General features: G+C 52.7%; 9 protein-coding genes. 4 read left to right on the top strand and 5 right to left on the bottom strand.

Annotation, left to right across the window (positions count from 1 at the left end):
* The gene (locus tag EDM56_RS06690; protein WP_122917115.1) at positions 1-723 is read right to left on the bottom strand and encodes an amino acid ABC transporter ATP-binding protein; all 723 of its coding nucleotides are present in this window, start codon (positions 721-723) and stop codon (positions 1-3) included.
* A gap of 245 nt (positions 724-968) precedes the next feature.
* On the opposite strand from EDM56_RS06690, the gene EDM56_RS06685 reads away from it, so the two are divergent.
* Positions 969-2,150: a CapA family protein gene (locus EDM56_RS06685; RefSeq protein ID WP_122917114.1), complete on the top strand. Its 1,182-nt coding sequence runs from the start codon at positions 969-971 to the stop codon at positions 2,148-2,150.
* A gap of 91 nt (positions 2,151-2,241) precedes the next feature.
* Here EDM56_RS06685 and EDM56_RS06680 read toward each other — a convergent pair whose 3' ends face one another.
* On the bottom strand, positions 2,242-3,003 hold the full coding sequence (locus EDM56_RS06680) for an ABC transporter permease (RefSeq protein ID WP_122917113.1): 762 nt from the start codon (positions 3,001-3,003) through the stop codon (positions 2,242-2,244).
* Positions 3,000-3,743 carry an ABC transporter ATP-binding protein gene (locus EDM56_RS06675; RefSeq protein ID WP_246009292.1) on the bottom strand — a complete coding sequence of 248 codons (744 nt, stop codon included), beginning with the start codon at positions 3,741-3,743 and terminating at the stop codon, positions 3,000-3,002. The genes EDM56_RS06680 and EDM56_RS06675 overlap by 4 nt, the downstream gene beginning before the upstream one ends.
* 315 nt (positions 3,744-4,058) lie before the next feature.
* Here EDM56_RS06675 and EDM56_RS06670 point away from each other — a divergent pair, with 315 nt between their 5' ends.
* Together EDM56_RS06670 and EDM56_RS06665 are read left to right on the top strand one after the other, a co-directional pair.
* Positions 4,059-5,705 carry a family 10 glycosylhydrolase gene (locus tag EDM56_RS06670; protein ID WP_122917112.1) on the top strand — a complete coding sequence of 549 codons (1,647 nt, stop codon included), beginning with the start codon at positions 4,059-4,061 and terminating at the stop codon, positions 5,703-5,705.
* Positions 5,706-5,944: 239 nt separating this feature from the next.
* On the top strand, positions 5,945-6,301 hold the full coding sequence (locus EDM56_RS06665; RefSeq protein WP_122917111.1) for a response regulator: 357 nt from the start codon (positions 5,945-5,947) through the stop codon (positions 6,299-6,301).
* An 85-nt stretch (positions 6,302-6,386) separates the two neighbouring features.
* On the opposite strand, the gene EDM56_RS06660 is transcribed toward EDM56_RS06665, so the two are convergent.
* Both EDM56_RS06660 and EDM56_RS06655 read right to left on the bottom strand, forming a co-directional pair.
* A complete protein-coding gene (locus EDM56_RS06660) occupies positions 6,387-7,235 on the bottom strand; it encodes an SDR family oxidoreductase (protein ID WP_425456285.1) in 849 nt (282 codons plus the stop codon).
* Positions 7,236-7,383: 148 nt separating this feature from the next.
* On the bottom strand, positions 7,384-13,392 hold the full coding sequence (locus EDM56_RS06655; protein ID WP_122917109.1) for an AAA family ATPase: 6,009 nt from the start codon (positions 13,390-13,392) through the stop codon (positions 7,384-7,386).
* Positions 13,393-13,528: 136 nt separating this feature from the next.
* Between EDM56_RS06655 and EDM56_RS06650 the strand changes: the two genes are divergently transcribed.
* Positions 13,529-14,146, top strand: coding sequence for a cupin domain-containing protein (locus EDM56_RS06650; protein ID WP_122917108.1), 618 nt, complete (start codon positions 13,529-13,531; stop codon positions 14,144-14,146).
* Positions 14,147-14,216 lie beyond the last annotated feature (70 nt).

The following is a 14,216-nucleotide window of genomic DNA, read 5'->3' as shown; positions in this document are numbered from 1 at the left end:
TTAACGAATGCTACCGAGGAATTGCTTGGTGCGATCATGCTGCGGGTTTTCGAAGAATGTGCTTGGCGGTCCTTGTTCGAGGATTTGGCCGTTATCCATGAATACGGCTCGGTCCGCAACTTCGCGAGCAAAGCCCATTTCATGCGTCACGACGATCATCGTCATGCCTTCACGGGCCAACTGCTTCATGACTTGCAGCACCTCTCCCACGAGCTCGGGGTCAAGCGCTGACGTCGGCTCATCGAACAACATGATTTTCGGCTGCATGGCGAGTGCTCTAGCAATCGCAACCCGCTGCTTCTGGCCGCCTGAGAGCATGTCCGGATACACATCGGCCTTGTCCTGCATGTTGACTTTTTTCAACAGTTCGTTGCCGAGTGCCTTGGCTTCTGCCACACTCATTTTTTTGACATGGACAGGCGCCTCGATGACATTTTCCAAAACGGTCTTGTGCGGAAACAGGTTAAAGTGCTGGAACACCATCCCGACCTCGGACCGGAATTGGTTCAAGTTGGTCACTTTCGGATCAATCCGCGTGCCACCGACCCAAATCTCGCCTTGGTCATACATTTCCAGAAAGTTCAAACAACGAAGTAGCGTACTTTTCCCTGAACCACTGGCTCCCAGCAGAACGACCACTTCTTTTTCATTCACCGTGAGGTTTACACCCTTCAGCACGGTCAATGAGCCAAATGACTTAACAAGTTGTTTAACTTCGATCACCCTGTCATCCCCCTAATTCGACATACCGGATGAATTGATTGAAAAACTTTTCCGAATATCGGAAACGATTTCTGATTTTAATTATAAATAGATATTTTCTGATATTCAAGAAAAATTTGATTCGCCCAACAACAAAACACGAAAAATGTAACATTTTGTCTTTTTTAACCGTCTTATGAAAGGTGAACTCATCACTTCGCTGAATATATAGAAAAGAAACGATCGCAAAATGAGGGACAAAAATCATGGATCAAACGAGAAGCGAGCGGATCGCGACCATGCGCCGGGAACAGAAGCGAAATCGGCGACAGAATGCCTTCCGTCCGCGAAAAATCAGCCTGCTTGCAGGTGGCATCCTGCTCGCCTGTCTCGCTGTGGCTGGCATACTCTTCGTCGGCAAAGCGTATCTGGAAGGGCTGCTAGACAAGTCGCCGCCGGTGGAGCAATCGACAAATATCACCACGCCTGTGGAAAAACCCGCCACCGTCAAGCTGACCTTCATCGGCGATCTCATTTTTACCGGACATGTGGAAACGCGGCTTAAGGAACAAGGCTACGATTTTCCCTACGCCTATGTGAAGGATCTGTTTACAGACGACGACTATACGATCGGCAATCTGGAAACGCCGGTTACAAAACGCGGCATGCCGGCAGCCAACAAAGAGTTCGTCTACAAATCGCCGCCGGAAGCGATTCCCGCGCTGAAAGCGGCCGGAATCGACCTGGTCAATCTGGCCAACAACCATTCGATGGACCAAGGGGTTGACGGCTTACTGGATACGTTTGACGCCCTCACGCAAAATAACATCGCGTACATGGGCGCAGGCCCCGATGACGATCGCGCGTACGCCCCGATCATCGTGGAGCGAAACGGCATTAAGATGGCCTTTTTCGGTTTCAGCCGGGTGATCCCGGAGGTGAGCTGGTACGCTGGGAAAAACATGCCGGGCGTCGCCTCGGTCTACGATCCCGCACGAGCCGTCGCTGCGATCCGTGCAGCCAAAGAGCATGCCGATCTTGTCATCGTCATCCCCCACTGGGGCAAAGAGCGAGAAGATTTGCCTGTCGAGCATCAAACGACACTGGCTCGCGCCTTCATCGATGCGGGCGCCAATTTGATTGTCGGCGGTCATCCCCACGTCTTACAGGGATTCGAATCGTATCGCGACAAATGGATCGCCTACAGCACCGGTAACTTTATTTTTACAAGAGCGAGCGAGCCGCGTACATGGGAAACGATGGTGCTGCAAGCGACATGCACAAAAGCAGGCACCTGCTCGCTCACGATGCTTCCCCATCACGCTGAACTGGGGCAAGCTGTCCCGATGAACGCCGAAAACGCCCAAAAGCTGCGCCAGCGAATCCAATCGATCTCAAAGGACGTGCGCATTGACGCGGATGGTAGCATCCACCCGAGTACCGAATAACGGACAGGCACACAAAAAGCAAGCCGCCACATGGAGAGTTTCCCGATGGCAGCTTGCTTTTTGTATGGTCGGCATACGTAATGCACGGTGGCTAACTATCGCCGTCCAGTTGCTTCATCCGCAAATCGTTTGTAAATAGGAGCTTGTAGCACAACACGCTGAGCAGCATGCTGGTCATTGCAGCCGCCCCTGTAAAAGAAAAGACAATCAAAATCTGGTAGCGCACCGCTTCGACCGGATCCGCTCCGGCCACGATCATGCCGGTCATCATCCCGGGAAGCTGGACGATGCCCACGGTCTTCATCCCGTCAATCGTCGGAATCATGCTGAATTTGACCGTCCGCCGCCGAATGTCCTGAATCGCCTGCTTGGCGGTTGCCCCGAGCGACAGCAGCGTCTCGATTTCTCCGCGCGACGCCTGGAACTCTCGCTTGATCTGGTTCATGAATAGTCCGGAGACGATCATCGCGCTTCCGATGGTCATGCCGCTGATCGGAATGATATATTGGGGCGTCGGCGAGATCATGCCGAGCGAAAGCAGAATCCCCATCATCAGCAGCTCCATGGCGCTGATCGCGACAGCGATCCGCCAAAAAATCCCCTTCATCCCCTTACCACGCTTGCTTGCATTCCACGAAGCGACGGCGATCATGAACGAGATGATGATGACTAAATAGACAGGCTGGTCCGCTTGAAAAATAAATTGCAGCACGTAGCCGACCGCGAGCAATTGCACCGCAGATCGAATCGTCCCGATCGCGATGTCTTTTTCGAGGCCGAGCTTTTGCCAGACGGAGATGACCATCGAGGCTAGCACAAACACAAGCGTACAGCTTAACGAGAACAAGCTCATAGGCTCACCGTGCTATTCGGCAGCTGCAAAAAGCTGCGTGCCGCTTCCGTCGTGGGCTGCTCGAAAAAAGCGTCCGTCGGCGCGTCTTCCGCAAGCGTCCCGTTTGCCATGAACCACGTACGGTCGCTCACCCGCTGCGCCTGCTCCAGATCGTGCGTGACCCAGATCGACGCCGTTCCTCTTGTTTGATGCCACTCATCCAAAGTTTCTTCGACCTTTCTCGCGCTGTTTTTATCAAGCGAGGCTGTGATTTCATCCAGCAGCAGAAGCTCCGAGCCCAGCAGCATGGAGCGGACCAACGACACCCGCTGCTTTTCTCCGCCGGACAAATCCGCTGCCCGCTTGCTAATATCCAAATGCTCCAAACCGAGGCAGCCCATCAGCCGTCCGGCTAGCTCGTCGTCATAGGGCTGTCCGTGCAAGCGGCTGGCCGTCCGCAAATTATCCTCGATGCTACCAGGAAGCATCACGGCCTGTTGGGCGACATAGCACACCCGCTTTCGCCATTCCCGCGCGTCCGACTCTTCTGACGATCGCTGATGCAGTGCAATCCGCCCGCCGTCATGCAGATCCAGCCGCGCCAGCACGCGTAAGAGCGTGCTCTTCCCCTGGCCGGACGTGCCGATCAAGGCGATGCGCTCTCCCTGCCGAACGCTGGCTGTAATCCCGGAAAACAACAGTTCAGCTGCCGCCCCTTCCGCGTTCCCTTTGTATTTCATCACGTTTTCAATCGTAAGCATCACACCCACAGGTGCGCACACCCCTTTCCCGCAGCATCACTGCCTCCAATGGGGGATCGCATGGTGCACAACGAGAAGAAAGCGCGCAGCATCCCGTTGCCGCCGCCTGCATCATCCCCTGGCCACTTGCGAAAGTCCGATAACCATTTCGTTTATTGTATCATATCCGACTAGCGCGAAAAATATAGTTCGCTTCGTCTGCCATCTAGTCAAAATGCTCTATTTTTCCTGTTCTGGCGAAACAAAAACGCCGCCCGGGCGTCTATTGTCCATAGAGATTTTCTCGCAAATCTATCGTTTTGGAGGCTTTTCAACATGAGGTTTCGCAACTGGATTCACATTTGCTTTCTTACGCTCCTGCTGTTTGCAGCAAGCGTCCCGGCGCTTCAGCCGCCGCCTGTGCAGGCTGCAGCACCTTCCGCCATCACCCTCCTGCTGGATGGGCAACCGCTCGCAAGCGATGTCTCGCCTTACATCCTGCCAGGGGTAAACATCACGATGGTCCCGCTTCGCATCATTAGCGAAGGGCTTGGCGCATCCGTCGATTGGGACCCGGGCAGCCAGACAGCCACAATCAGCCGTCAAGGGACAACCATTTTAATGACCGTCAACATGCCGTTTGCCGTGGTAAACAACAACAGCGTTTCACTAGATGCATCCGCTGAAAACAAAGGAGGCCGAATCATGGTGCCTGTCCGGTTCGTCAGCGAGCAGCTCGGCCTTACGGTAGACTGGGATCAGGCAAGCCGTACCATTCTTTTGACATCTGCAAACGGTTCAGTTGCAGGTCCGCCTCCGGACATCATCAATTCCGGCAGCGAATCGTCGGGCGATACAAGCAATAACAACGGTTCTGTACATACGGAAGGTTCGTTACGCGGCGTGTGGATTTCCACCGTCTTCAATCTCGACTGGCCGTCCACCGCGTCCGTCGGCAACCAGCAAAAACAGAAGCAAGAGTACATCCATCTCCTCGATGAGCTGCAGAGCATGGGCATGAATGCCGCATTTGTCCAGGTACGACCTGCCGCAGATGCGCTTTATCCTTCTTCCCTTGTCCCGTGGTCCAAGTTTTTGACCGGCACGCAAGGAAAAAATCCAGGTTATGATCCGCTCGCCTTCATGATCGAGGAGACGCATAAGCGTGGCATGGAATTCCACGCCTGGTTCAATCCGTTCCGGGCCAATACGGACGCCAAAACGGACAAGCTTGCCGCTAACCATGTGGCCAAGGCGCATCCAGACTGGATCGTCAATGCCAGCAACAAGCTGTACATCAACCCGGGAATTCCCCAGGCGCGCCAAGAAATCATTAAGGACATCATGGAAGTCGTGAAAAACTATGACATCGATGGCGTTCATCTGGATGACTACTTTTACCCGTCAGACGGCGTTTTCAATGACGCTGCGACGTTCAAGGCGTACAACAGTAAAAAAATCGCGAACTTGGCCGACTGGCGCCGCGACAATATCAACCAGTTCGTTTCCCAGCTAGGCGTATCCATCCACAGCGCCAAGCCGCAGGTCGAATTCGGCATCAGCCCGTTCGGCGTCTGGCGCAATATCGCCAAAGATCCGACCGGCTCGGATACGAAAGCGGGCGTAACCGCTTATGACAACATGTATGCGGATGTGCGGACGTGGATCAAGCAAGGCTGGATCGATTATGTCGCGCCTCAATTGTACTGGAGCCTCTCATTTACGCCCGCGCAGTATGACAAGCTGGTAGCATGGTGGGCGAACGAGGTGAACGGCACCGGCGTCAAGCTCTACATCGGCCATTCGCCGTACAAGCTGGGAACCGCGGAAGCCGGTTGGTCAAACGCCCAAGAAATCATCAATCAGCTGATCTACAATACGCAATACCCACAGGTGCAAGGCGACATTTTCTTCAGCGCCAAAGACTTGCGCAAAAATTCGCTCGGCATTGTGCAGGCACTCCGTTCCTATTACGGGATGTGAGACCGTCATCGCATTTGTGTCAGCACCAGCTTCACTGCAAAAAAGCAGCTTGCCCATTAGGGCGAGCTGCTTTTTTGCAGTGAAGCGCTGTCTCCTGCTAGATGCTCATTTCAAGAAAACGAGTCATCCATTAGACTGAGGGTAACCATTTTTTTCTTGCTACTTTTTTCTCTCCAATGATATGGTAACATTACCGTTATCCCATCTCATTCTACCAGTATGATACCTGAGGAGGTCCTATGGCTCGCATCCTGATCGCAGATGACTCTGTAGTAGTCAGAGAATACATAAAGCAGACGCTCGAACGAGCTGGACATCAAGTCATTGCAGAAGCTACGACCGGCTATGAAGCGTACCATCAATACTTGACGCACCGGCCGGATTTGATCACGATGGACATCAACATGCCGGAGCTGAACGGCATCGAAACCGTTAAACTGATTGTGAAAGAAAACCATGCTGCCAAAATCATCATCGTTAGCACATACGGATTGAAGCCGCTTGTGTTTGAAGCGATTAAAGCAGGCGCAAGCGATTATATTACCAAGCCGGTCGATGAAGACAAGCTGCTTGGCGCAATGGCAAACGTCCTGTAACATCAAACCAGCCTTCCCGCACTGTTTTACGGGAGGCTGGTTTTTTTCTGCAAACACCAAGGCGACGCTGCCAAAATACTACGGATCACAACCCCAAGAGTAGCTTGCGAATCTTCGCTGTTCCTTCCAATCCCATCGGGTCCGCAGCAGTCTTGTGGGCAGCAAACGCTTCGGCTGCGTCCGAGGTGCGGACGCGCAGCGGCTTCGTCTCCATTTGAAGCAGACCCAACACAACTTCCGCTACTGATTCAGCGGTCTGCGGCGCGGTGTTACGCTTGGCATATGTCCCTAAATATGCGTCAGCGATCGGCTTGTACACATCGTCTGGAATGCCGCCTGTTTCTTCGATGTTTCGCTGCACGGTGCTGCCGAAATTGGTGGCGATGGCACCCGGCTCCAAGAGGGTAATGTCGATATTGAAAGTCGGCTTGTAATACGTCGCCATGCTCTCAAGCAAGCCTTCAAGCGCAAATTTGCTTGCACAGTAAACTTCATTGAGTGGCTGACCGACCAGTCCACCCACGCTGGAGGTGGCGATGATATAGCCAGCATCCGCCTTGCGCAGCAAGGGCTCGGCAAGCTGAATCGTATGGATCACCCCGAAAAAATTCGTTTCGAACACATCCTTGATTTCTTGCATCGAGGCCTGCCCCAACGCTTTTAAAAAACCGTAGCCCGCGTTCGCGAACAGCACATCCAGATGCCCATGCCTTTGCTCAATTGCGGAAAATGCTTGACGCAGCGTATCTGGCTTGGTTACATCCATCTCGAGGAAATGGAGGTTTTCTATGTCCTTATGCGTTTCCAGCTCTCTTTGCAATTGCCGCGTGCCAGCATACACCGTAAAGCCTTCGCGCGCCAGTTTCAAGGCGGTGGCCAGCCCGATCCCGGATGACGCTCCCGTAATGCAAATGATGCCTTTCAAATCGATCACTCCTTCCGAATTTTTCCTTATGTCAAGATAAACAAATCGTAGCACGCCGCGCACATAAGCGCCAGACACACCCCGTCTGCAAGCGATTTGGGGTACAAAAAACCGGAGGGGTACACCTCCGGTTTCTTTTGAACCAGCACTGCTGCAACTAATCCAGCGGCACGTAAAAATTAAAGCTTGTCCCTTCGCCTTTGCGCGTTTTGACTTCAACGTGGCCGCCAAGCTGCTCCAGCTCCCGCTTGACGACGGCAAGACCCATACCGCGGCCTGACATTTCGCTGACCTCGTTTTTCAAGGAGAAATCATCCGCGAACAGTTTAGCCAGCCATTCCTGCTCACTCCAGACCGGCGCATCGACAAAACCGACGCCGTTTCGTTTTAGCCAGTTGCTCTTGACCTGCTCCAAATCGATGCCCCGACCGTCATCCGCGATCGCGATCACCAATCGGTCCGCTTCCTGCTTGATCGTGCAGCGAATACTGCCCCACAGCTCCTTGTCCTGCGCAAGCCGCTCCTCCTCATCCTCGATCCCGTGGTCGACTGCATTGCGGAATACATGGACGAGCGAGCTGACAAAGCTAGCGAATCGGTCCGGATTGACCCACAGCTCATCGCACTCGATTTTGAGTGGGGACACATGCTTCCCTAAGCGGACCGCCCATTGGGTGACCGTATCGGTGTAACGGGTGAACAGCTCGCCGACAGGGCGGTGCTGCAGCTCTTGAAGCGCACGGTACAGCTCCTCATCGCCTTCCACATGCATGCGGGCTACCAGCTTATCACAAAACAGCTTCCAACGGTCTTGGCTAAACGACACAGCCTGCTCTTTGCTTTCCCAAAACCCGTACCCAAGCCTTTGCCTGAGCATCTGCATGTCCTGCTCCATCACCTGTAGGACGGCATTCGGTTCGATCGCAGCCCCGAGTCTCGCTAGCGCGTCTGGGTCGTTTTGACGTATGCACTCGAATAGCTCAGTCTCCAAATCGTGCAGCTTCTGCGGCGTATGCAGCAGATGGAATTGGCTGAAATCCCCTTTGAACTGATGTAGTCTGCCGATCAGCTCGAACAACCGCTCTTTGCCGCCATTGACATTGGCGAAGAAGCTTTCCCATTCATGCTTGAAAAACGCCTCAAACTGGCGCGTTGCAGCCTGAAACAGCTCAATGTTGGTCACGACCGACACGACCATTTTCAAAATCTGCAAATCTTGCTCCATTTTATTTTCCAGCGCGCGCTTCTCGCTTAAGTCAGTAAGGATGAGCATCAGGCCGATCTGCGCCTCCCCGGCATCATGGATCGGTCTGCACTCCAGCTTCACCGGCAGCTGGTTTACCGTAATCTCCTGCGGCATCAAGGTCAGATACAATTCCTTTTGCATGATGTTCTTCGTTTCAAAGTATTTGTGCAGAAGCGATTCGATGAACATCCGCTCTTCCTGGTGATCCGGGTATAAGAGCTCAGATACCGCTATACCAGCGATTTCCTTGCCAAAAATCCGCAAACATTCGCGGCTGTATTCAGAATGGACGACCAGATTGTCGCTAAATAGCAGAAAGCCCTGGCCCGCATGGTTCAGCAAATTTTTGTTGTCCTGCAAAAGCTTCTGAATTTCGCCAGTCCGCTCCGCGACCATTTTTTCGAGCGAATGATTCCACACTTCAAGGCGATGGTACAAGCGGGCATTTTCGATGAAAATCGCAATCTGGGAAAAAATCAGGCGCAAGAGCTCAGTCCGACCTTCATTGAAAACATGGGACGCTATGTTATTTTCCAGATAGAGAATCCCGATCATTTTGCCTTGCTTCCACAATGGTGCGCAGAGAACCGACTTGGGCTTGATCTGTGCAATGTAGGCGTCCTTCTGGTAGCGCTCGTCGCGCGAAGCATCATGCAGCACCACCATCTCCTCCGTCCGGATCGCATAATTGACGATCGACACGCAGAGCAAACCGCTCTGGTCATACGGAATCGATTGCATGATTTCCATGTCTTTGCCCACATAGCCGGCGGCTTCGATCAGCCATTCCGCCTCGTTTTTCAAAATCAGCAGCCCTTTTTGCGCGCCCGCACTGCTGATGACCGTACCGAGCATCGTTTCCAGCAGATTCTCCAGCTTGATTTCGCTCGCCATGGCCTGCGAAGCTTTGATGACCGTCATCAAGTCGAGAATGTTTGCGGCGGGACGCTGCGTGTTTACGGGCGAAGAAGCCATCGCGGCGGCAATCTCGATGATCGATTCAACCGGACGGTCTGACGCTTTTGATTGGCTGCGGTACAACAAATCGGCATACTTTTCTTCCAGATCAGCCGCTTTCGCCACAGCGCCCCACATGAGATAGGCATCATACGCTTCGGTCATGTACACTTTGGCCAGCGTCGTAAGTCCGATTGACAGCGAAAATTTGGCTGCACACTCACATGCGATCGCTTCATTTTGCACAAAGCCCGCTTGTCTCGCCGCTTGGATCGAACGTTCATACAAATTCGAGGCCTCTTGGTTTTTCCCGCGCACACGTGCCCACTCCGCTGCCATCAGCTGCTGCTTGTGTAAGAAGTTTTCCGGGCTATTCTCGGCCCAGCGCTTCATCTTGCTCAAATTGACTTTGATTTTTTTCCGGTAAAGAGTGCGATCTTCCTGATTGGCGGTTTCGTACAGTGTGGTGAGCGCCAGGCTTTGCATGAAGTAATGCTGCGCCGCTAGCAGCTGGCCATTGACCGTCTCAATCCACTGTTCAGCCTCAATCGATAAGGCCGCTGCTTGCGCATACTGCTCGAACAAGTAGCAGGCGTGCATTTTATAAAAGTGGTAAATGTACCGCTTGTATCCGTTGCTGTCCGCATGCAGATCCAGCACATAGGCCGATTCATCGAACCCGTGACCTGCGAATACAGTGCGATCCTGCTTCCAGAGAGTCAGACAGTCGAGGAATTGATGCAGCAACAGCACGCGGTCGTCATGGTCGACAACCTTCACCTGCCGGATCAATTCGGCATAAAGGCGCAGCTGCTTGCCTAGCTCGTCAAGCGAGGTGCCGCAGAAAAACATGGCGTCAAGCAAGCCGAGGGAATTATAGGCGACATAAATGTTGCCCCCGCTCTCAAGCCCATGCTGGATGGCTGTTTTCAACAGCGGAATATTTGTTTTAGCATGATTGCGCCAATGGTTGATCATGATCGCGAATGCGCCGTACGCTTTCGTCATGGCAAGGGGATCCTGGAATTTCTCCGCGATCTGGCACCCCAGTCTCCCGAGATCATGTCCAGACTTGTATTGGGAAAATTTATTGCAGAGCACGATGCCGTATCCGGTGTACCCGTTGGCGGAAGCAACGCAATTGCCGTGAACAAGCGAGAGGTTAAGCACGCGCAGGATCGTCAGCGCAAACCAGTTCTGGTTGACGAAGTACGAAGACGGACCGGCATAGCTGATGATGTTCATCGCTACTTTATAGCTTTCTTCCGGGACATGCGGTAGATCGAGCAGCCGCTCGACGTTGCGTGTGCCCAATCTCCGCTTGATCTGTAGCATTTCTCTGAGCAAATCAAGCTTTCCCGGGGCCGCTGGAATGCGCACGTTCAACTGGCTCAGCGCATCATTGGCGATTTCCACCACAAGCGGAAAATTTGCCAGTGCCGTATACATATGGATTTGAATTTCCAAAACGCGTACGCGCTCCAGCGCGGTTTTAGCGTTATCCAAAACGATTCGGAACAACCGCTCCGCTTCCGCAAAGTTTTTGCACAAATACTCGGCTTCCGCCAAGAGCGTGTAAAGCTCGATTGTAAGCGGGTAATCTGCTCGCCAGGCATCGGCGGGAAGCAATTTGGCTCCGCGCTTCAAATATTGCAGGGCGGCATCATACGCCGTCGAGCTTTTCGCCTTTTGCCCTGCCATCAGGTGATAGCGCGCCACGCGAAGCCGGGCATCCCGCTCCTCGAGCAAATCGTCGGCTTTGCTGAAATGGTCGCACATCTCGAACAGGTAGTCGTCTGATTTCACCGTGAAATACAGATGTTCCAACATTTTGCCGAGAATGAGATGGGCGCTTTTCTGCTCGTCTGCACCAAGCAGCGAATAAGCAGCTTGCTGAATCCGGTCATGCACGAACACGAATTGCACTTTCGGCGTATCCTCAAAGTCGTCAAGCGCATCTGCCATATAGGCGATATGCTGTTCCCCTTCTAGGGGATAGAGCAGCCCTTCCAAAATGGCCGGCCATAGCTGCTGCGCGGCGTCCAGTTCCTCCTGCGAGCTTGCCGCGGCCAACATATCGAGGAAAAAGGTGTTGCCCAAGCAGGCAGCATAGGCAAGCAGCCTTTGCGTGCTGTGGGGAAGCTGCAGCACCTTGTCAACGAGAAACTGGGCGACATTGTCCGCCGTGCTGAGACGCTCGATCTGATCGACATCCCACAGCCAGCACCGCTCTTCATGCCGGAAGGTCAGAAGCTGGCTGTCATAGAGCGATTTAAGGAACTGTCTGGCAAAAAACGGGTTCCCCTCTGTTTTTTGCACCATGATTTTGGCCAGCGGCATCGTGTAAAGCGGTTCGAGACGAAGCGTATCCGCCAAAAGCTGATTGATCTGTGTCACGTCAAGCGGCCTCAGCTGAATACGGTCGATGATCGCATCCTGCCAGTCGAGCTCGTTTAGGATCGTCAGGAAGGCTGGATTCGTCGTGCCCTCCTGGGAACGATAGGCGCCAATTAATAGCAGGTGGTTCATTTGTAAATCTTTGTACAGCTCCTGAATCAGCAGAAGCGATGCGGTGTCCGCCCACTGCAAATCGTCGAGAAACAGTACCAGAGGATGGTCGGGTCGAGCCAAAACGCGAATAAAGCGCTGCATCATAAATTGAAACCGGTTTTTGGCTTCAGCCGGGAGCAGCTCCGGCACGGACGGCTGCTTGCCGATGACTTTTTCCAGCTGGGGGATTACCTCGACGATGACTTGTCCGAGCCCTTGCATCGCATCGAGAATCGCTTCCCGCCAAATCGCAAGCTCAGCTTCCTCCTCCATCAAGAGCTGCTGAATCAATTCCTGGAAGGCTTGCAGCAGTGCTGAGTACGGAATCTCCCGCTTTAGCTGATCATACTTGCCTCGAACAAAGCGGCCCTTGCCCGTGTAGAGCGATTTTTGCACCTCATTGACCAGTGCTGATTTGCCAACACCTGCGCTGCCGCTGACCAGAATGAAGCGCATAGCGCCATTTGCCACCTGCCCAAACGCGTCAGCCAGCTTTTGCACCTCTTGCTTGCGCCCATACAGCTTTTGTGGAATGATCAATCGATCCGTCTGATCCTGCATGGCAATGGGGAACGGCTCGACTTTTCCGGTCTCGACCAGCAGGTGCAGACATTGCTGCAAATCGGCGATCAAGCCAGAAATGCTGAGGTAACGGTCTTCCGCGTTTTTAGCCAAACATTTGAGCACAATTTCCGAAAGGACGCCTGGTACGGCCTGATTCAGTTCATGGGGTGGAATCGGCGCAAGCGCGATATGAGCGTGCACCATCTCTAGCAAATCTGTGGACAAAAACGGCGGAAACCCTGTCAACATCTCATAGGCGACGATGCCAAAGGAGTAAAAGTCGGTTCGATAGTCAAGCGAGCGGTTCATACGGCCCGTCAGCTCAGGAGACACATAAGGTGAGCTTGCAGCCAGCTCCCTTTGATTCAATACGCTCTGATATTCTTCTGCAAGCCGGGTCGCACTGCCGAATCCGCCGAGCTTGATCCCGAGCGAATCCGGTCGAATGAGTATGTTAGTAGGATTGATGTCCTTGTGGATGATGTGCTGCTGATGGGTTTCACCGATACAGCGGGCGATCCGAATGCAAATGGAGATGATCTCTTTAATCGAAGGTCGCTTCATCTTTAAAAACAGATCGAGCGGCACCCCACCGTGATCCTCCATCACTAGGACGCTGTCTCTTCCGACATTGATATATTCAACAACATTCGTGACGGCTGTCGTATGCAGAGATTGCAAAATATGAAATTCATGCTTGAGCTTTTTTGCGGGATAGCCTTCTTTTGGCATTTTTAAAATGACAGGCAGCTGATCCTCTATCCTGATGCCCCGATAAACAAGCTGGTTGCTATTCTTGGAGATTCTGTCCGTAATCTTATAACCGGGAACGACAATCCTATCATTCATGCTATCAACTCCACATTTTTTGCCATCATACATTATGTATTTATTGTCTATTAATGTCGAATAATTTATAGTAAAACTATTATGACAAAAAGTTCAAGACACCATGCCATCCCATCCCATATTGGAGGAATGAACCATGTCCAGCTTGAGTCGAACCGTCGGCAACCCGACGACGGGGGAATCTGTCACATTCATCAAAACAACTGATGAAACCAATGGTGAGTACTTGCTGTTCCGCACGGATTTGCCCCCAAATAACGGTATCTTTCTCCACTACCATACCGCATTTGTCGAAACATTTGAAGGGCTGACAGGCGTTCTGGACGTCACTTTGGACGAAAAAAAAATCCCGCTGAAAAAAGGCGACGTGGCCGTCGTCCCGAAAGATCACACGCATGGCTTCTGGAACAATACCGACCAATTCGTTAGCTTCACCGCCGAAATCCGCCCTGCCGACACATTCGAGGCTTTCGTCCGCTGCGGGTATGGCTTGGATACGGATGGACGCAGCTACTACAATCCGCTGCTAAAAATTTATTTACCGAAAAACCCGTTGCTCCTAGGGACGCTGTTTGAACTGGGTGAATTTTATGTCCCGTACTTGCCGCGCTTCCTGCAAAAAGGCATCTTCGGCGCTCTGGCCGCGCTCTCCCGCTGGACAGGAGCCGCCAAGACGATGGATAAATACTACAAAGAGACTCCTCAAACTCCGAAAGCGTCTAATCTAGACGAACCTGAGAAATTTTCTTCGTAAGATCGGGCCGCTTATGTAAAGCAGACCGATATGGCTTCCTCGCACCAAGTATTTCTCTCCTTCGATACAA

The organism is Brevibacillus fluminis (genome assembly GCF_003710825.1).
Taxonomy (GTDB): Bacteria; Bacillota; Bacilli; order Brevibacillales; family Brevibacillaceae; genus Brevibacillus_D; species Brevibacillus_D fluminis.
This window is presented reverse-complemented; position numbering and strand designations above follow the sequence as displayed.